This window comes from Alkalibacterium olivapovliticus (assembly GCF_003003275.1).
GTDB lineage: Bacteria > Bacillota > Bacilli > Lactobacillales > Carnobacteriaceae_A > Alkalibacterium > Alkalibacterium olivapovliticum.
The window spans coordinates 100,465-120,257 of sequence record NZ_PVTO01000005.1 but is presented as its reverse complement, the minus strand read 5'-3'; the positions used below and the strand labels follow the sequence as shown (position 1 = coordinate 120,257).

21 protein-coding genes are annotated in these 19,793 nt (G+C 40.9%); 1 reads left to right on the top strand and 20 read right to left on the bottom strand.

The window, feature by feature from the left end; genetic code table 11:
• Positions 1-173 precede the first annotated feature (173 nt).
• From CLV38_RS04115 to CLV38_RS04040, 16 genes are all read right to left on the bottom strand, one after another.
• The gene (locus CLV38_RS04115) at positions 174-2,108 is read right to left on the bottom strand and encodes a BglG family transcription antiterminator (RefSeq protein WP_106191884.1); all 1,935 of its coding nucleotides are present in this window, start codon (positions 2,106-2,108) and stop codon (positions 174-176) included.
• A gap of 90 nt (positions 2,109-2,198) precedes the next feature.
• Complete coding sequence (locus tag CLV38_RS04110) at positions 2,199-3,584, bottom strand: glycoside hydrolase family 1 protein (protein ID WP_106191881.1); 1,386 nt, start codon at positions 3,582-3,584, stop codon at positions 2,199-2,201.
• Between the two features lie 10 nt (positions 3,585-3,594).
• Positions 3,595-3,903 (bottom strand): PTS sugar transporter subunit IIA, encoded by a 309-nt coding sequence (locus CLV38_RS04105; RefSeq protein WP_170068808.1) that lies wholly within the window; start codon positions 3,901-3,903, stop codon positions 3,595-3,597.
• 72 nt (positions 3,904-3,975) lie between these two features.
• On the bottom strand, positions 3,976-5,268 hold the full coding sequence (gene celB, locus CLV38_RS04100) for a PTS cellobiose transporter subunit IIC (RefSeq protein WP_106191879.1): 1,293 nt from the start codon (positions 5,266-5,268) through the stop codon (positions 3,976-3,978).
• A gap of 19 nt (positions 5,269-5,287) precedes the next feature.
• A complete protein-coding gene (locus CLV38_RS04095) occupies positions 5,288-5,641 on the bottom strand; it encodes a PTS sugar transporter subunit IIB (RefSeq protein ID WP_425427769.1) in 354 nt (117 codons plus the stop codon).
• Positions 5,642-6,114: 473 nt separating this feature from the next.
• Positions 6,115-7,719 carry a complex I subunit 5 family protein gene (locus CLV38_RS04090; protein ID WP_106191873.1) on the bottom strand — a complete coding sequence of 535 codons (1,605 nt, stop codon included), beginning with the start codon at positions 7,717-7,719 and terminating at the stop codon, positions 6,115-6,117.
• Positions 7,720-7,749: 30 nt separating this feature from the next.
• Positions 7,750-9,357 carry a complex I subunit 5 family protein gene (locus tag CLV38_RS04085; protein ID WP_106191871.1) on the bottom strand — a complete coding sequence of 536 codons (1,608 nt, stop codon included), beginning with the start codon at positions 9,355-9,357 and terminating at the stop codon, positions 7,750-7,752.
• A gap of 37 nt (positions 9,358-9,394) precedes the next feature.
• Positions 9,395-10,990, bottom strand: a complete 1,596-nt coding sequence (locus CLV38_RS04080) for a complex I subunit 5 family protein (protein ID WP_245920532.1) — start codon at positions 10,988-10,990, stop codon at positions 9,395-9,397.
• Positions 10,991-11,341, bottom strand: a complete 351-nt coding sequence (locus CLV38_RS04075) for a sodium:proton antiporter (RefSeq protein WP_106191868.1) — start codon at positions 11,339-11,341, stop codon at positions 10,991-10,993.
• A gap of 61 nt (positions 11,342-11,402) precedes the next feature.
• A complete protein-coding gene (locus CLV38_RS04070; RefSeq protein ID WP_106191866.1) occupies positions 11,403-12,101 on the bottom strand; it encodes an MnhB domain-containing protein in 699 nt (232 codons plus the stop codon).
• Positions 12,085-12,648 (bottom strand): Na(+)/H(+) antiporter subunit B, encoded by a 564-nt coding sequence (locus tag CLV38_RS04065; RefSeq protein WP_106191863.1) that lies wholly within the window; start codon positions 12,646-12,648, stop codon positions 12,085-12,087. Before CLV38_RS04065 ends, CLV38_RS04070 begins: the two co-directional genes overlap by 17 nt.
• Before the next feature lie 5 nt (positions 12,649-12,653).
• Positions 12,654-12,959 (bottom strand): monovalent cation/H(+) antiporter subunit G, encoded by a 306-nt coding sequence (gene mnhG, locus CLV38_RS04060; RefSeq protein ID WP_106191861.1) that lies wholly within the window; start codon positions 12,957-12,959, stop codon positions 12,654-12,656.
• The gene (locus CLV38_RS04055) at positions 12,959-13,219 is read right to left on the bottom strand and encodes an MrpF/PhaF family protein (protein ID WP_106191858.1); all 261 of its coding nucleotides are present in this window, start codon (positions 13,217-13,219) and stop codon (positions 12,959-12,961) included. Before CLV38_RS04055 ends, mnhG begins: the two co-directional genes overlap by 1 nt.
• Before the next feature lie 35 nt (positions 13,220-13,254).
• Positions 13,255-13,788, bottom strand: a complete 534-nt coding sequence (locus tag CLV38_RS04050) for a Na+/H+ antiporter subunit E (RefSeq protein WP_106191855.1) — start codon at positions 13,786-13,788, stop codon at positions 13,255-13,257.
• A 364-nt stretch (positions 13,789-14,152) separates the two neighbouring features.
• A complete protein-coding gene (locus tag CLV38_RS04045) occupies positions 14,153-15,079 on the bottom strand; it encodes an RluA family pseudouridine synthase (RefSeq protein WP_106191853.1) in 927 nt (308 codons plus the stop codon).
• A gap of 98 nt (positions 15,080-15,177) precedes the next feature.
• Positions 15,178-15,492 carry a hypothetical protein gene (locus CLV38_RS04040; RefSeq protein ID WP_106191850.1) on the bottom strand — a complete coding sequence of 105 codons (315 nt, stop codon included), beginning with the start codon at positions 15,490-15,492 and terminating at the stop codon, positions 15,178-15,180.
• A gap of 152 nt (positions 15,493-15,644) precedes the next feature.
• On the opposite strand from CLV38_RS04040, the gene CLV38_RS04035 reads away from it, so the two are divergent.
• Entirely contained in the window at positions 15,645-16,169 is a 525-nt protein-coding gene (locus tag CLV38_RS04035; protein ID WP_106191847.1) for a YehS family protein, read from the top strand.
• 82 nt (positions 16,170-16,251) lie between these two features.
• Here the strand turns inward: CLV38_RS04035 and CLV38_RS04030 are convergent, their stop codons facing one another.
• The 4 genes from CLV38_RS04030 to CLV38_RS04015 form a co-directional block, all read right to left on the bottom strand.
• Positions 16,252-16,758, bottom strand: a complete 507-nt coding sequence (locus CLV38_RS04030) for a tRNA (uracil-5-)-methyltransferase (RefSeq protein WP_106191845.1) — start codon at positions 16,756-16,758, stop codon at positions 16,252-16,254.
• Between the two features lie 68 nt (positions 16,759-16,826).
• On the bottom strand, positions 16,827-17,393 hold the full coding sequence (locus tag CLV38_RS04025) for a hypothetical protein (RefSeq protein ID WP_106191842.1): 567 nt from the start codon (positions 17,391-17,393) through the stop codon (positions 16,827-16,829).
• A gap of 389 nt (positions 17,394-17,782) precedes the next feature.
• The gene (locus CLV38_RS04020) at positions 17,783-19,063 is read right to left on the bottom strand and encodes a YcjF family protein (protein ID WP_106191840.1); all 1,281 of its coding nucleotides are present in this window, start codon (positions 19,061-19,063) and stop codon (positions 17,783-17,785) included.
• Between the two features lie 54 nt (positions 19,064-19,117).
• Positions 19,118-19,675: an NAD(P)H-dependent oxidoreductase gene (locus CLV38_RS04015; protein ID WP_106191837.1), complete on the bottom strand. Its 558-nt coding sequence runs from the start codon at positions 19,673-19,675 to the stop codon at positions 19,118-19,120.
• Positions 19,676-19,793 lie beyond the last annotated feature (118 nt).

Genomic DNA, 19,793 nt, shown 5'->3' with positions numbered 1-19,793 from the left:
TTTCTATTTCTTGTTTTGTATATATTTTTTTGCTCATCAGAAAAACCTCCACTTAAAACTAGTCTATAAAAGTATAACGAAAAAACTCTAAAAAAATAACCCGAAAACCAAAACACTCTTTTTTGAGTGTCTAGTTTTCGGGTAGAGATTCATATGTGTATTTAGTAACCTGATTAACTCAGGTGTTTTATAAACGCTTCATAAGTCCCTGCTGACAACAGCTTCTGAATCAGACTGGAGTCATTCACTATACGGCCTAAAATGTCATAGAGATCCTGCAGATCTTCCTGGCTGTTCTTTTTGACGTTGAGCAGACAGACGAACTGGACTTTACGTTCGCCCCAGTCGATCGGTCGCTTCAGTGTACAGATCGTCAGAAAGGTCTGACTGGATTGCGGAGAGATAGGGTGTGGGACAGCAATTAGATTCCCATACGCAGTCGGGGCGATTTCTTCCCGTTCGTAGACCCGTTCTTTATAGTCAGCCGGCAGCGAATCATAAGCACTCGCCTGTTCAGCCAGAAAGTTGATCACAGCTTCTTTAGACGACAGTGGCTGATTCAGAAACATAGTGGTCTTGGGCAGATAATCCAGTACTTTTTCTTTTTTAGCAGACACATACCGGTCGATCCGGGTCATATCTTTATTGCCCAGAATAGCATTCACTTCAATGACCGGAACGGGCAGGTTTTCTTTGATCGGTACAGAACTGATGATAAAATCGGTCTCATCGAATGGAATGTCTTTAATTTTATAAAATTCAGTGACCCCGAGCACTCTGATCTGTGAGCGAAATTCGGCTTCGACCCGGTAACGGATCAGCTGAGCACTGCCTACGCCTGAGGCACACACAATGTAACACGTTTTTGGACGCGTGTTGATCTTCTGACGTTCCATAGCGGCGCCAATGTGCAGCGCCAAGTAGGCCACTTCATTTTCGTCGATCGAGACACCCAATTCCTCATCCAGCACTAAAGAAGCGATGATACCCGCTTCGAATGCCAGTGGATAAGCATGCTTGATGTCATCGAGCATGGGATTGCGGATATTCATATTGTACTTGTATCGATTGATGGCTGGTTTCAAGTGCAGACCTAATCCCAGTTTCAGTTCCTGATCATGATTGATATTGAGTGCATACTTGCTTTCGACTGCTTCGATCATTTTATTGGTCAGAGAGATGATCGACGGGTCCATCACTTCTTCTGCCGTCTGCTCCTGAAACGGTTTTTCCTGGATCAGTTTGGTTCCCAGTAGATGGATCGTAATGTATATAATCTCCAGTTTAGGAAAAGTAACATCCAGAGCCTGCTGCACTTCTGAGACAATATTTGAAGCGACTTTAAACTCTTTTTTTGATTCGATATCCTGAATTTCCTGCTGGACCAGGTCCACATGGTGGCCTTCCTTAATCCGCTTATAGGCGATCGCGATATGCACAAAAAGATTATTGATGGCGATGTCAGACAGGGTGACCTGATGCTCTTTCAGCTGATCTAAGAGCAGCACCCAGACGTCAGTCAGTTTATCCTTCGACAGATTGACGATTGCTGCCAGCTGATCCATCCAGACTTGGTCTGGTGACGAATAACTCCGGTTGAAGAGGTATTCAGACATGGCAAAACGGCGATTCAATTCTGATCCGTCGATTTTCATCCCGTAATTAGCTTTACTGTCTATTGTCAGGTGATGTTTTTCGAGAATGCCTCTCATCAGTTTCAAATCGCCCTGCAGCGTCGATTTACTGACATGCATTTCATCAGCCAGATCGTCCAGCTTGATATGGGTCTCGGTCAGCAATAGTCGCTTGATCATATATAAGATACGACTGTCCGGTGTTGTCGGAATCACGTCAGACGATTCTTCCGTCTTAATCAAATCAGTTAAAAATGAACGGAAACGCGTATTATCTTCGATGATGAGGTCATATCCGGTCCCTCTTTTTGACTGGACCGACGCCCCATTGTTATCCAGCAGGTCATTAAGCACCTTGATGTCATCACGCACTGTTCGAGAAGAGACTTCCAGTTTACCGGCTAAATACTGACCGGTCAAAGGCTGAGTTGAGCCCATAAGTTCTCTGAGAATCATGTCTATTCGAGTATCCACTTTATCCACTCCTTTCTGTACAGATTGTCAACTGTTTCTTTCCATGCACAAAAGCGCAGCAATCACTGTCGCTACGCTCTGTATATTTTTTTAGTCGTTAAATCCGTTCTGGTTTGATACATCGGCGAACCAGAATGCGCTCTTCTTAGCTGTGCGCTCTCCTGTTTTTAAATCAACTGAATAAAAGCCGTAACGGTTTTTATAGGCATTCATCCATGACCAGTTATCCATAAATGTCCATAAGTGGTACCCTTTTACGTTACATCCTTCTTCAGCTGCTTTGTGCAACCATTTCAAATGGCCTTTGATAAAGTCGATGCGGTAGTCATCTTGGATTCGTCCATCTTTCAGGAAACGCCCTTCATCCTGAACACCCATTCCATTTTCAGAAATGAATGAGTCGATGTTTCCGTAGTTGTCTTTTAGATTAATCATTATATCATAAATGCCCTGCTCGTAAATCTCCCATCCTCTATAGACATTCATTTTACGTCCTGGCATTTCATAGTTATCGAAGAACCAGTCCGGCATGAAAGGTGAATACGGATTTGGAAGAGTTTCTTTTGCTTTGACTCGTCTTGGCTGGTAGTAGTTAACACCAAGTAAATCGACAATATTGTTCTTAAGCAGCTCTATATCTTCATCTTGCGTTTCTGGAAGCTGTCCATGTTCTTCAAGCAGCTTGATCAGGTCTTCAGGGTATTCACCCTTAACTGCCGGGTCCAGGAAACTTCTATTAAAGAACAAGTCACAAATATGAGCGGCTTTCAAGTCTGCCGGATTCTGGCTGCGGGGATAAGACGGAGTCAAGTTCAGTACGATTCCAATTTTACCATCGTATGCTTTCTGATACGCTTCAACTACTTTTGCATGAGCAATCATGGTGTTGTAAGCAACTTGAATCGCGCGTTTGGCATCGACTACATTCGGGTGATGGAAATCATACAAGTAACCGCCCTCTACAGGAACGATCGGTTCATTGAATGTAAACCAAGTCTTTACACGGTCGCCGAACAGATTGAACGCTGTTTTAGAATAGTTGACGTATGCATCGATTACAGATCTGTTTTCCCATCCGCCTTTTTCCTGCATTTCAATCGGCATGTCAAAGTGGAACAAATTGATAAACGGCTCGATATCATTAGCCAGCAGCTCGTCAATCACCTTGCCGTAAAACTCGACAGCTTCCTGATTGACGTCGCCTTCTCCACCCGGAATCAGTCTTGCCCAGGAAATAGATAAGCGGAATGAATTATGACCGATGGTTTTCATATTTTTGATGTCTTCTTTATAACGGTTATAGAAGTCTGACGTGTTATCTGGCCCGACACCTTCAAAGAAGCGATTCGGTTCAGTCTGGAACCAGTGATCCCAGATCGTTTCACCAGATACGCCGTTTTTACTGCCTTCCATCTGAGTGGCTGAAGCGGCACTTCCCCACCAGAAATCCTTTGGAAATTGATACTCGACTGTCATAAATGGCCTCCTACTTGAATTTGTAAAGTTCAATGATTTCGACTGCCAGGTCTCTTACGGTCATCGCAGTCATTAAATGATCTTGAGAGTGAACGAGGATCACATTAACACCTTGTCCATTTCCCTGTGCTTCTTCTTGAAGAAGCTTTGTCTGAAAGCTGTGAGCTTTTCCTAGTTCTTCGCCGGCTTCTTTCAGTTTTGCTTCAGCCCCTTCAAAATTACCTTCTTTAGCTTCCTGGATTGCTTCCATCGCACTCGATTTCCCGTTTCCGGCAAACAGAATAATTTGAAACGCAATTTCATTCATTTTATCATCCATTTATATTTCCCCCTATTTTTTAGAAAAGAAAGGCGAACCTCCAGATAGTCTGAAAGTTCGTTTCTTTTTAAATTATGCTTTTGCTTCTGCGATACGCATTTCTTCTCCGTAATACTGTTTATCCAGTAACTTAATGAATGGGAACCAGATAACGAATACGATAACCATATTGATTAACTGCATGACTGCTCCCATGATATTATTACCCGTTGCCAAGTAACCACTTAGGAGTGCTGGTGTGGTCCAGGGGACGATTATTCCTGCTGGCCTAGGGGCAAATCCAGTCGACATGGCAAAGTAAGTAACTGCCGCAACAACTACCGGTGCCAGTAACCAAGGAATCATGACTAATGGATTCATGATGATCGGCATACCGAATATAAGTGGTTCATTTACATTAAATATCCCAGATGGTCCGCCTAGTTTACCCAGTTCACGTAACTGTCTACTTTTAGTAACTGCAAAGATGACAAAGATAACAGCTAAAGTCATCCCAGATCCACCGATCCCAACGATAAAGGTATCGATAAATTGTTTAGTAACGATGTGTGGCAGTTCTTCACCAGCCTCGAACGCAGCAAGGTTATCATTATTTAATGAATACCAGATTGGGTCGAATACCGAGTTAACAATAATCTGACCATGTAATCCAAAGAACCAGAAGACCTGAATTAGTAAAACGGCAACCAGTGTAGCAGGCAACCCACTACCTAAAGCTGTTAACGGTTGTTGAACAAGTGTGTAGATAAAGTTCTGTACAGTTTCAAATGGTGTGAAACTGAATATTATTCTGATGACTAAGAATAATGTCAATGTTAAAGTGACAGGAATCAGCGCGCTGAATGAACGAGCTACAGCTGACGGAACCCCTTCAGGCATTTTGATTGTCAAGTTTTTACGTACGAATAAGTGATATAATTCTGCTGAAACGAATGCAGTAAATATGCCTAAAAACATTCCTTGTGCACCTAGTGAGTTAGTTGGGATCACATTAGGTGTTCCCTCTACTATTTGAGGTGTCATAATCAAGAATGACGCGATAGCTACGACTCCGCCATAAATGGCTTCGCCTCCACGCCCTTCAACCATTTTGTACCCTATACCTATTATAACAAATAATCCCATGATACTTAATGTGGCAGCTGAAGCGGGCCCCAACGCATTCTGATAGGCTGCAAAGGCATCGTCGCCTATTAATCGATCTAAAAAAGGCAGGTTAGCGATTACAACAAAGATTGAGCCAAATATGATCATCGGTAATGCCACCATAAATCCATTACGCAATGCTGTTAAGTACCGGTTATTATTCAACTTTTCAGCAATGGGCATTAGAACATTTTCTAACATCTCCATAAATTTATCCATTGTTTAAGTGCTCCTTTATTTAGTTTTTATTTGCTTCAATTAATTCCAGTGCTTTATCCAGTACTGCTTTTCCATCAACACGTCCGTAAGAAACTGGATCGATGACATCTAAAGGAATACCCACTTCATCTGCTGTCACTGAGAATTTTTTCTTCATGAAACGCATTTGAGGTCCAATAAGCAAAACATCCGCTTTTTTCATATCTTCTGGCGCTTTATCTTGAGCCACTGCCCAGATCTCAGCGTCCAATCCTCTTTCTTTTGCTTCCGCTTCCATTTTTTGAACCAGAAGACTTGTTGACATACCTGATGAACAGGCTAATAAAATTTTGACCATTTTTATTTTCCGCCTTTCGTTTTTTAAGCTATACACATCATATAAAAAGAACGCTTCCACTACCACACGTACAATTTCCGCTTCATAACGGAAAAAGCATGTGAGTGCAGAGGAACTGAAGACGATTTAGTGTAAGACTCAACCAAAATCTGACATTCAGTAGTGCCCTATCTTTGTTTTACCCGCATCTCAATGCCTCTTCATTTCTGAGACTCCCCTAGTCAGGTCCTTGACCTGCAACTCAGATGACATGTAGCTGCGAGATCAGTCTAGTCCCCTTCATTATCTAGAACTCAAGCCCAAGCTCTATTTCAGTTAAAGGTAGTGAGCCTCACTACCTTCAGCTCACAATCTAGTTTGTTTTGAGATGGTCCCTAAATCAGTTTAGGGGCCATCTCATATGTTGCTGTCTGCTGAGTTGCAGCTAATCAATACCCTTCTCCCCTTAGACAGCACATACACACAAAAACACCCCGTCTGATTAGACGAGGTGCAGTCACCGTGTTCAGTTATAGTACGAAATACAAGTAGGTTGCCATGAATAGAAAGAATCCAGTCATGGAGGTGATAACTCCGTTAAATGTGAGCTCGATGTGGCTGATTCTATTCAGCAGTCCACCCTGTTTAATGATCCCGTTATAAATACCAGCTGCGGCAACGATCATTAAAGCGTAGACGATTCCTTTTTCAAAATATTCCGCTGAGAATACCGCTACTTCATAGCCAAAGAGGACGTTCATTGAAGTTGGTCCGTAGATACCGGTAACTAAAATCAGTCCACCCATGATGAAGACCAGAAGTTCTGACAGCAAGTCTTCCTTAGGCGGCTTCGCTTCTTCAGCACGATTATCCTTACCGAATAATATGGTAGCGAACTTGAAGAAATAAGTGATGGTACCCAGGTTGATTAGGTTCAGACCAAACTGAACGATCGGACGGTAACTGCCGTAACTGATCATGTATTTGGAAATACTCCCGTTAAAGAGTGGTGCTCCTGTGACGCCCAGTATTCCGAATATAATGGCAAAGCCAGTGAGCGGCATGGCCTTAAGGACCCCTCTCATCTGCCGGATGTCCCGTGTGCCGTACTGATGGTAAACTTGACCGGCAGCCAGGAATAAAGTCGATTTGAATAAGGCGTGACTGACGACGTGGAACAAAGCACCCCAGTAGGCAATCTCAGACCCCATATTCAACCCGATCATGATCAGACCAATTTGAGAAACCGTTGAATAAGCAAGAATCATTTTGATATCATTCTGGCCCATGGCCATAATGAATCCGAATATAGAGGTGATGAACCCGATCAGGAAGAAGACTTCCTGTACATTAATGACGGGCTCGAACATGGCACTGAAACGGATGAACATGTAGACCCCTGTTTTAATGAATAAACCGGATAAAATAGCTGAAACAACAGGCGGTGCACTTGGTGTTCCGTGAGCTTTAGGCAGCCAGCTGAACAACGGTACAACAGCTGTCTTCAGACTCAGTGTCGTCATCATGAAGGCAAACGGCAGCATAACGGCACGAGGGTCTTCCAGTTGAGGCAGGACCTGACTAATAGCTCTTATGTCAAGAAGTCCAGTTGTGCGGTACAACATTCCTATTCCAAAGAGCAGAAAAGCTGTTCCGATGACATTGACGAAGAAGTAAATCATTCCATCGTAAATCGCCTGCTTTTCTTTATTGATCATGATTAGAATCGCTACAACAACTGTAGATACTTCCAGCAGAACGAATATATTGAACAAGTCTGTACTCAAGAATAAGGCGATGATCAATCCCTGAAGCACTAAGAACAAGAATCCGAACTGGGTCGTGAAGTAATCCTTATGAAAGGCATAGATAATCATCATTAGGAATATAGTGGTTGTCAGTAAGATGAATACCGATGAAATAATATCGGCCATCAGAGTAATCGCTATTCCTTCAGGAACATTCGACATGAAATTGAAGATTGTATCATCTGTTCGAACCTGAATGAAAATGCGCAGTGCATAGATAAACTGGACAATCTGCGCGGCCACAATAAACAGGCGTGTGTCTTTTTTAGAGAATAATATGCTGATGATTCCAGCTAAAATCGGTCCGATTACGAGTAGGTAAAGCAATGTGTGTACCCTTCTTTCTGAATTCTAGATTTAAGTTAACCAGTACATATACCCGACTATACCGATGAAAAAAGCAACTAAGGCGGTTATCATGGCATTGAACGACAACTCGATGTAGCCGATTTTTGAGAATAAATCCCGCTCCTTGACCCATCCTTTATAGAGTGCAAAGGCTGCCAGGACAAGCAGCAGATAAATAAATGATTTTTCCAGATATTCACCTGGGTAAATAGTAAAGTCATATCCATATAAGAACTGAAGCAGTCTATTCCCAAACAGTCCACTAATTAACGTCAGTACACCAAAAGTTAATGTTGTCCATTGAGGGACATCATGTCTGGTATCCTGCCCTTTGATGTCGTCCGGCTGAGTGTTTTTACCGAACAGCATAGCTGCAAACTTCATGCTGTAAAGTAGTGTTCCTAAGTTGATCAGGTTTAAAAGTAACTGAATATAGGGCGAATCACTACCATAACTGATCATGTATTTTGAAATGGACCCGTTAAACAGTGGAGCGCCTGTAATACCAAGCAGTCCGAATATAATGGCAAAACCGGTGACCGGTAATGTTTTCATGACTCCACGGATTTTATGTATGTCTCTGGTCTTATAGTGATGAGACAGTACACCCACGGATAAAAATAAAACGGTTTTGAACAAGGAATGGGCGAACATATGGTACATCGCTCCCCAGTAGCTTGCTTCCGCACCAAACGAAAAACCGACTGTCATTAATCCTACCTGTGAAATGGTTGAGTATGCCAGCAGCAGTCTAAGGTCATTTTGCGCAACGGCTAATGTGAACCCGACAATACTGGTGACAAATCCGATAACCAGGAAAAACGTGTTCAGTTCAATGACTTGTGAAAACATGGCTGTCAGTCTGATGAATAAGTAAAGGCCAGTTGTTTCATATACTCCCGAGAGAATAGCTGGAATAACTGGTGGTGCACTTGGTGTCCCATATGCTTTAGGTAACCAGCTGGATAATGGAAACAGTGCGATTTTTAAACTGATGGTGGTCATGATAAAGGCAAACGGCAGAATCAGTGAGCGCGGATTTTCCACTTCAGTAATGACTTCTGAAATGGCGTGGAGATCCAGATGACCGAATGTCCGGTACAGAAACCCGACACCAAAGAGCCAGAAACTTGATGCGATAACACTGATAAAGAGGAAAATCATCCCGTCGTAAACCGCCTGCCGGTCTTTTCGAAGCATGATCAGTATGGCGACGACAACAGTTGACACTTCAAGGAGCACATATATATTGAACAAGTCAGTCGATAGAAACAGTGCAATGATCAGCGCCTGCAACGTCAGATATAAAAACCCGAACTGACTGTCAAAGTAATCCCCAGAATAAGCATAGATCAGCAGTCCTAAAAAGAGTAAAGTCGTCAGCCAGACTAAAACGATCGAGATACGGTCCGCATAAAGCGTAATGGAAAAAGCGCGAGGATAACCGGCCATATTATTGATGATCGTTCCCTGAGAGCGGACGTTGAAAAACAGATAGGTCGTATAAAGGGTAATCCCAATTTGCGAGCCAACAATCAGCTTTCGCGAGTCACTGTGAATGAACCCGATATTGATGACCGCAATAATAATGGGTATGATAACCAGCCAATAGAGCATCCTCTCACTCCTTTCCACTAAATTTAGAGCCTGTCAGTTATAACATTAATGATAGATAGACAACAACGACAATAAAGTAGCCTGCCATTGCAGTAATAATTCCGTTGAACGTCAATTCCGCGTGTCCGATTCGTGTGATCAATCCACCGTGTTTGATGATACCGTGGTAGAATGCAACGCCGGCAACGATCATTAAGACGTAGACCATACCTTTTTGGATATACTCATCTACATTTACGTGCACTTCGTAGTTAAAGAAGAATTGAGTCAGTCCTTCTCCGAAAATACCTGTAAAGAAAGAAGCGATACCCATCACGACACAGGCACTTAAGGCAAAGAAATCAGATTTTGCTCTACCCTCTTTTGGATTGTTTCCAAACAGCATGGTCGCATATTTAACGAATGACATGGTCGTTCCCAAATTAATGATGTTCAAGAGAATCGTGACCCCATAGTCATACGTTCCGTGGGCAATCATGTATTTTGAAATACTCCCGTTAAAGAATGGAGCTCCGGTAATGCCAAGAATTGCAAAGGTTGTAGCAACAGCTACCCAAGGCATTCGTTTGAAGAGCCCTCTGATCTGGTAGACATTTCGTGTGCCGTACTCCTCGTAAATCATCCCAGCTGTCAGGAAGAGAGTTGATTTGAATATGGCATGGTTGAAAATATGGTAGACGGCACCCCAGAATGCAATTTCTGATGCCATGTTGATTCCCATCATGATCAGACCGATTTGTGAAACGGTATGATACGCCAGAATGAGTTTTATGTCTTTCTGACCAAGCGCCATAATGAAGCCGATCAGTGACGTAAAGAATCCGATCCAGAAGAAAAAGACATGCATATCGATGACAGGACTGAACATGTCATTGAAACGAATGAACATGTAAACCCCACTCTTAATGTAAAGTCCACTTAACACAGCAGATACGACCGGTGGTGCACTTGGTGTACCGTGCGCTTTCGGAAGCCAGCTGAATAAAGGCGTGACCGCTGTCTTCAGTGAAACAGTTACCATCATCATCCCGTAAGGCAGCACAACGGCGTGAGGACTTTCCAGTAAGGACATGGCTTCTTTGATGGCACGAATATCTAAAAGTCCGAATGTTCTGTAAAGCATGCCTATCCCAAACAGCAAAAAGGCTGTACCAATAACGTTGACGAAGAAATAAATCATTCCGTCATAAATCGCCTGTTTTTCTTTGTTGAACATAATCAAAATAGCCACGACTACTGTTGATACTTCCAGAAATACAAAGATGTTGAATAAGTCACTTGATAAAAAGAGTCCCATCATCACTCCTTGTAAAGTCATGAATAAAAATTGAAAACGTGGCTCGAAGTAATCTTCTCTAGTCGCATAAACAAGGAAGGCAATGTAAAATACGGCTGTCATCAAGACCATGAAAATCGCAATAGAATCAGCATATAAACTTAATGCCAAGCCGTCTGTGTATCCACCTGTGTTCCAGATGATCGGGCCAGTCTCTTTTACTTGAAAAAAGACATAAAAAGCAAATCCGGCATATAATACCTGAAAAACATACAATAATAATTTAGCTAGTCTATTACGAAGTAATAGAGCAATAACCCCCATCAAAATGAGAGCAAGCACTAATAATCCTAACAATTAATGGTCACTTCCTGTCTGATCTCTATTACGCGACCAGTGCGTAATGCCGTGTTTCTGTTTGTAGTGCATAAACATGGTCAACCCTATCGCTGTAACACCAATACCGATAACGATAGCTGTAATCATCAAAGCAGAAGGAACGGGGTCGACGAAAGCAGCTTCCTGTGCCTGTCCGATTGGAGGCACACTGCCAACAGTGTAATTGATTGTGATATAGAATAAAAATATACCCGATTCCATGATAGACATGGACATGATTGTTTTAACGATCGTTTTCTTTGTCATCAACCCGTAAAGGCCAATGAAAAACAAAAGGATGCCGACAATCTCGCCAGTGATAAAATCCAATGGTTTCATCTTCTTTCTTATAATAGTTGTGTGTTGCTACAGACTCAATTAGTCAGTAAGACTATCGGCCTTCATAGAATACGAAACGGTAGAATATGATACTTAACCCTGAGAATACTTTAAGTCCGATAAGCGAGTTCATTGCCACCATGTAAATCTGGTGAGAAATCGTTGTATCTGCAGGTTGAATCTGCATGAAGACGTAAAGAACAGGAGTCATCACGATCGAAAGGAAAAGAATTTTTTCCACGATTTCTAAAGCATGCAGGTCTAAATCAAAGTTTGGATAAACCAGGTAACGTGTGATCAAAGCTGTAGCAAGTATTGCTCCACCCTGGAATCCTCCACCTGGAGAAACGTGGCCATTAACGATAATGTAAAGACCAATCAGTAAAACGAACGGATAAATGATTCCAACCATTCGAACAACAATCTCTGAGTTCCCTTTACGGTTAAAGTCGTCTTTTTCAAACTGATATTTTTCAGCGTGTTTATTTGCCCATGATACGTTGATAACCTCCATTACAGATACCATCAGCATCAAGGCTTCAAATAGTGTATCGAATACACGGTAGTTCAGGTAAATAGCAGCAACTGAGTTCTGGGCACCCGTTTGTGCAAAGAAGTCTGCTGTGAAATAATCCATCAGTGGTGTGTCGAGCTGCTCTGAGTGATTCAGGAATAAAAAGAGAACAACCAGTGCACCAATGACCGCAAATGCGATACGAATTATGTGGAATAACCTACTCGTCTGCGCCATCTAAGGTCACCTCATCTCTAAATACTACACGGATATCTGTAATATCTGTAATGACTTCATTCAAGTTAGCCACGATATCCTGGAACACCTGATCAGTCGTATCACCGTATAAATACGTCAGATTTCCTTTTCGGTGTATAACACAATCATGTCTGTTTTCACGTGCAACTGTTTTCAGTGGCCGGTTTGTGTAAGCCAGCTGAGGCTCGATTTCTTCTGTACGCTCCATGAACAATTCCAGTGGACGGACGATCGATCCCATGATTTCATTGATTTGATCATCATTAAATACTTCTACATCTTCATTAACATAACAGATGTCGTAAACTGATACTTTTTTCAAGGCAACTAAGTACATAACGGTTGAAAGACCTACGCCAATAGCTGCTTCAGCTAAGGCTACATCGGGTGCGTTGTAATGCAGGTAGGCAAGAGCAATCGTTAAGGAAAAAGCACCAAGGAAAATGATTGAACGACGCAAGTTATCAGAGAAGACAGACACACAAGCTAAAACAAGCAGTGTCAATAAAATAAACGTTTCAAACATGTCTCCTATCTCTCCTTCTTGATTCGGTAGCCGCTGATATGGGCTGACCTTGTAATGGCGTGCGTGGCTATAGGGTTAGTGATGATATATAATGCTAAAACTAAAATAATTTTTCCGCTGAAGAAATCAAATCCGTGTTTGATGATCAGTCCCAGCATAATAGTGATAAAGCCGACAGTGTCAACCTTAGCGGTTATTAGGATACGTGAGAAATAATCTTTGAATCTGAAAATACCGAAAACACCTAAAGCCATAAAAATAAGGCCGATGATAATGACTATATTGGCAATCCATTCTATTACGTGTGCCATTATACATCTCCCTTTCGTTCAATAAATCGTGCAATCATGATAGTCCCTATAAATCCAAGTACACCATAAATAAGGGCTACATCGATCATGTAAGTGCGGTTGATAATTATCCCGATAAAGACAGCGGCAACGATAACCTTGGATGAAAACAGTGAGAACCCAAGCATGCGATCCCAAACTGTCGGTCCGTCCAGCACTCGAACAAGACCAAATACGGATAATCCCGCTATAATGGTTAAAACAATTGAATCAAAATCCATTTGTTTCCCTTCTTCCTCTCTATTCCTTTTTGTTATTACGCTTTTTCTCCACCAAGTGACTTTTCATAGCGTAAAAGGATATCTTCTAGTTTAAGTGGAATGACCGCTCTTGGATCTTCGTCTATAGCTGGTGCATTAAGAGCTAAAACTTGCAGCGTACTGCCCTTCTTTTCTACCGTTACAGTACCCGGTGTCAGTGTGATCGAGTTAGCTAAAATATCGATCAGCAGTTCATCCGTCAAAATCGTTTCACACGTAATGATCTGTACATCTGCTTTGCCTGTAATAATGTTTGGAATAACATCCATACCGGCAAGGAAGATTTCAACAAATAAGCGAAACGCATATTTAGCTAGTGTCCCTAATCCGATCATGTATGAATGCTCGTAATTCCCCTTTAAAAGGAAGCGATCTGTAAAGACCAGCACCACTACTGATGAGATAATACCTGATACAACTGTGAAGATGGTAAGCTCTTCAAACAAAATAAGCCATACTAACGATAACAGAATCAATATCTCTTTGTTATCGACGATGTCTTCCCATAATGCGTTCATATATGTTTTCAAAAAAAAACCTCCCTTCCGACGTGAGTAGATGAAAGTCTATCTCCTAAGTAAGTCGATGGGCGGGTAAATGTCCCGTCTTTTCGGCTGTACTTCGATTGTAGCATGTTTCAGATCTTATGCAATGGATTTCTGCTAAAAAAGCGGTCAGGTTGTCATTGAAAGCGATTTTACTCCAGAGGCCTTTCGTTCTTTATTCACATTTGCTACTTATTTAATAGTCTAACAAAATCAAGTGCCTTTGAGAACCGGTTTTTTGCTTCTAACGGGTAATAATTAAATACAAAAAAAGTACTGTGGAATCAGCGCTCGAGCCATTCTCCACAATACTTTATAATTGGTTTCCGATTTTTATGTCTCATTTGTCCTACTTTACACGTTTAAGGAAACTTCTAGGCACTTCAGCTGTGTAACGAACCAGTTTATTCGTCCCTGGATGGACCAGAACAAGCGTCGTCGCATGTAACCCCAAGCGTTTAAGCGGATTGGTTTCTGCATCATACATCTTGTCTCCGGCTACAGGATGGCCCATTTCTTTCAGGTGAACACGAATCTGGTGTTTACGTCCCGTCTCCAGTTCCACTTCCAGCAGTGAATAATTCTCATTACCCAGTACTTTTCTGAAATGCGTAACAGCGTGTTTTCCGCCATTTGGTTCCAGATTGGAATACATCTTGATGCCTTTGCTCTCGGAAATATAAGAGGCATACTTACCTTGTTCTTCAGCTACAACACCTTCAACCAGTGCCGTATAAATCCGTTCTTTTACAGTATTCTTCCAGTCTTTCTGAAGTTCCTCTTTTATCTCTTCTGACTTAGCGAACAGCATGACGCCAGATGTGTCTCTATCCAAACGGTGTACAACGAAGATTTTATTTTCAGGATTCTCTTTTTTTAAATAGTCACTGAGTTGGTGATAAGCTGTCAATTCAGTTGGATCATCGCCTGCAATAGACAGTAACCCTGCTTCTTTATTGATTACGATAATATCTCTGTCTTCATGAAGGATAGACAATCCAATCAGTTCTGATTTTTTCTTGGATTCTTTGTTGCTTAAAACACCGACGACTTGGCCCGGTTTTAGTGGGTGATTGTGTTTGGTCACTTCTTTTTCGTCTACAGAAACCTGACCACGCGTTAAAATCGATTTTACTGCATTACGACTTTTGTTGGTAATAACCGACAATAAAAATGGCAGTAAAGTTGTCTCTTCTTTCACTGTGTAGTTTGTCATTCCTTTTTGAGCGTGCTGTGTTGTCCCTTTTCGTAACGGTTTATTTTGCTTGTTTTTCATATATACTCACTCCTATAGTTGGTAACTCCAATGCATTATACCAGAAAACAGCTTTGAAATATGCACTGATTCAGTATCGCCTGTCTTTAAGTCTTGAATTACTTGGCTTGTGATTCTATTGTATCGAACAAAAAAATGTCCTGAGTGTTTTCCCTGTAGGTAAATAAATGAGTAGTAGTCGGTGTGTCTTCTAAGGTAATGTACATCACATAAAAATCTTGTCTTCCTGCTCCATTCCCTATGTATGAGTTTTCAATAGCTGTTTCAGTGTTTACCCCTTCACTTTCAAGGTAGGCCAGCGTATCCGTTTCTAACGCTCTTTTCTGCAGATGCGCGTTAAAAGCATATGCCGACATTACTAAAACGAAAGTTATGATTAAACCTAAGACAATTTTCTTTCTAAGTGGACTCATGTGGTTCAACTCCTTCTATATAACTTAACAGAAAACTGTGCTATAGAAAAATTCAAGCCAGTTATCTAGAAAAATACGTATAATATGGTTGTAAAAGTTTGGTATACTATAACCAATGACCACTTAATGTCAATGAAGAGAGGATTTTATAAATGAATAACAACGATCGACTGGTAAGATTAAGATACGCTCTGGACCTGAAGGATGAGGAAACCGTTGAGGTCTTCACTCTAGGTCAGTTCGATACAACCATTGAAGAAGTGCAGCAGCTTCTGGCTAAAGAGAAGAATGCAGCATCGTCTGAAGATGAAGAGGACGATTTTTCAGAAAATGTCTACCTTAAAGAATGTAGTAACCGTATGTTTGAGTCGTTCCTAAACGGGCTGATCATTTATAAACGTGGCCAGCAAGTAACTGCTACAGGGGAACCTGTTAAGCAGACAAAACTCGTCAAACATGATAAAGATGTTAATAATGTCCTGCTGAAGAAAGTCAAAATCGCCTTAACACTAACAAGTGATGACATTTTGGATATACTTGATGAAACAGGTGTCTCTATCTCTAGCAGTGAATTGAGCGCTGTCTTGAGAAAAGAAGGTCACCGGAATTACAAGGAATGCGGCGACCGCTATGCTCGGAACTTCTTGAAAGGTTTAGCCCTTCGCTACCGTGATTAAAATAGTACCCACAAAAAAGTGTCTCCAAGATCAGCATAAGCTGTTTCTGGGGACACTTTTATGAGTAAAGATATTACTGTGCTTATTCAACGATTACTTGTAAATTGATTACAGCACCATTTTTTTCTTCATTAGAATCTTCCATACTCCTGGTTCTATAGCTCAACGTTCCTTCGTATTCCCCTGGTTCGTAGGTATTTGGTAGTTCAATTGAATAAATCCCAGTACCTGGTTCGATCAACTGAGATTCATAGACCATTGTGTCTTCTATGTTTAAGGAAACAATAAAATATACATCTTTATCCTCGGGGTTTTCAAACCTTACGTCCTGTATTAAGCTGTCTGATTGAAAAGTCAGCTTCTCAAATCCGGGTATAGCAATCGTTTCAGATGTATCATTACTGTCTTCTTCAGGTCGTTCAGTACCGGCATCCGGATCGATCCCTAATAAATCATCAATCGTTTCCTTTGTATTATCGTTGGTAAAGTAATTAACAACAATAATTGTGATAATTACAACTGCTATATAAAGTAGTATTTTTAAAAATATAGTTAAAGCCTTATTCTTTTTGGGACTTTCTTCAGTCATAGTGACTCCTTATTATTAATTAGAGTGTGGGGGACTCTAATGGATTGATTTAATATTGGGACTTAAGGTTATTCAACGTCTGAGAGTTCTTCTGGGTGGTAAGTAACTGTAAAAGTAATTGAACCACTGTAGGAACCCGGTAAATTATCTTCGCTTTCTTCACTAGTTTCAATACCAATGGATTGTTCAGGAGCTTCTAAAGAAAGATCAAAGTTTCCTAACTCTGACCCTAAAGAACCGTCTTTCAAATATATTTCTATTTCCTGATTACTATTTGGATTAGTAACTGGCGATTCTCCATCCAGTAGAGTCATATTTGATGCGTTTGGAACCACTGATACCAATCCAGCTGATGTTAAGTTTGTTAATGTTACAGGAGCAATATTGGTCTCATAACGATTATCTTGATCCATTAAATCAATTTCTATTTCGGCTGGAATTGTTACTTCATATTGGGTTGTTATAATTGTGGTAATAATAGTAGTATCCTGACTTACTTCATCATCTTCATCTTGGTTAATTGCAAATACTGTAGATGTAGTTCCTACTAATAGTCCTGACAACAATGCGGACGCTAATAGTTTTTTCGTTTTTTTGGCTACTTTCTGAATTATATGTAGAAAAATGCTCCCCACTAGCCACTTTTCTCATGAATCAACCTTACTACTAATTGTTCTTTTATACAAAAAAATGCGACAAGAAACTGTAACAAGTGTGACTGGAATTTTATGGAACGTGTTATCATAGACACAATCGCAATAAAAAAGAAATCTGAATAGCTTTAATTGTAGCTCTTTTGATGATTATATGTTTTTTAATTATATGAGACAAAAGCGCAATTTCGACTGAATTAAAACCTCTACATATTGAGAGTATTTCATATTTTTCAAATAGGAATGGATTAGTATAAGACTTCAGCTATTATTCAGTCTAATGTCTAATAACTAGCACATACTAAACATTGCCTTTTTCACGCAAAAAAACCGTCGTGATTAAGTACTCACAACGGGATAATAATTACTTTTTATTTTTTATTGAAGGGTTTATGGTTCTCTGCGAATTTAGAGAGCGCCCTCTTAATTTTTTTTGGCACTGAAACGGAGTGGCTCTCTTCTTCCATGGATTCATACGTGTTATAAGCATCCTTTAATGCTTCATCCGATCCAAATTCCAGATCTTTTGATTTTAGTTCCTTGCGATTTAAAGTGATGTTCTTTTTAAACTGGTTTCTCACCAGACGCTCTATTAGACCAAGATCGATGCTTTCGCCTTCTTTTTCTTTAGTCGCAATAATGCTCAAAACTTCGATATAACTCAAACCTAATGCGCTGGTTACAATTGAAGCAGTGGTTCCGCTGATAATGCCACCTATGATCGTTCCCGCCCCGGGGATAAATTTGAAGGCATTGGCGACAAGTGTCTTTCCGATCATGGTTGCTGATCCTGTACCGCCAACAGCAGCTAGCAGGCTGACTATCGTTGCTTTATCCATTGATATCCCAAATATCGCTGTAATATGTGCAAGCAGAGTCACCTGCATGGGGATCAGAACAGACGCATCGGAAAACGGTATAGGGGCAAAACCTACCCCGAACGTTGTAGCGACATATCTGGAAGCCCAACGTCTGGCAGCCTTAGCTTTGCGTTCAATGTCTGCGTGTTGGGCGTTCATAAAAGCATCATGTGCCTCTTTTGGAATAAGCTGGAGCGTTTTGTCAATCAGTTCCTTCAGACCAAATGGTGGAATGACATAATCATCAGTTATTTCATAAGGTTCAGCCATTATATTCTGAACGGCAGCAACTGGTAAATTCAAATTGTCCAGATAGCGGTTGAAATCTTCAGCTGATTTTCCGATTGACTGGGTCAGAACCAGTATAACGGGCAGTACTGATGATATCTTTTTAATGAGGTCGATTTCTGTTTCTTCGATTCTTGATGAGTTGGCTTGAATACAGTAATAAACCGCATGAAGTGCTTCTTTGGTGTTTTTATTCTGTTTGACCAGGTCAAAGATTTCATCTTTCACTTTTTTCTGAACAGATGGATCCAGTTCCAGTCCTCTGGTGTCGTAGAGAACAATCGGAATGCCTTCTTTAGAAATTTGACGCAAATGTGTGGTTACGGGTTTTCCAATACCCGTATCGGCCAGCTTTTCACGGAAAACATTATTAATCAGTGTGCTCTTCCCTACCCCTGTCTTACCGGCTATCAGTATATTCACTGGCTTCATTTTTTCGATTTCAGCTTCAGTTTTTTCTAGAATTTCCTGAATCATATTGTATTTATTATCTGTAAATTTCATAGGGAACCTCCTTGTTGTTTCTATTATTTTAACATGTTCAAGGGATTAAGACGATTAAGATGCGCCATTATCCTCCTGTCTGAGCATAGTTCGGGTGTATTTCATACCCATTGTCCAATACAGTAGCTTTTCGATTTCACTAGCCGTTTTATCCTCTGTCTGCTGAAACAGCTCAAAGGCAGTAGCTCTCTTATGATCCAGGTAAGGAAGGATCACACTGTTGTAAAGGACCGGCATTTCAAACGAGCGTGCCATTTCAATGATGTCTACCTGCTGACCATATTTATCTTCAACCCCATAATAAATGACAAGCAGTGGTTTGTTGGCCAACTCACTGGAACACATACCTAATGCATAAGATAGGTCATCAATTATGCCCTCAGAGTGTTTAGGAATAAGAAAGACAAATCCGTCATGTTTAGATATCGCTTTAATCCAATCCTCTTTTTCATCGTTTTTATTTAAATTAAAGTCAGCTGCTTCAATTCTGTTAAAAATGACTGGATGAGTATAGGATTGAAGTTGACGTGTAACGGTCTTAATTCGTTGAGCTAATTTTTTACATTCTCTTTTATTTTCAAAGCCGAACGACACGATTCCTATAGTTATCAACTCGCTCACTCCTTATTCTTATGTAGCTTAACCATACTGAGAGTAGTTGCGTATAGTCAAGTTAAACGACACAAAAAACCAGAGTACCACTGACTATTTTCAGCGTGTTCTCCGGTCA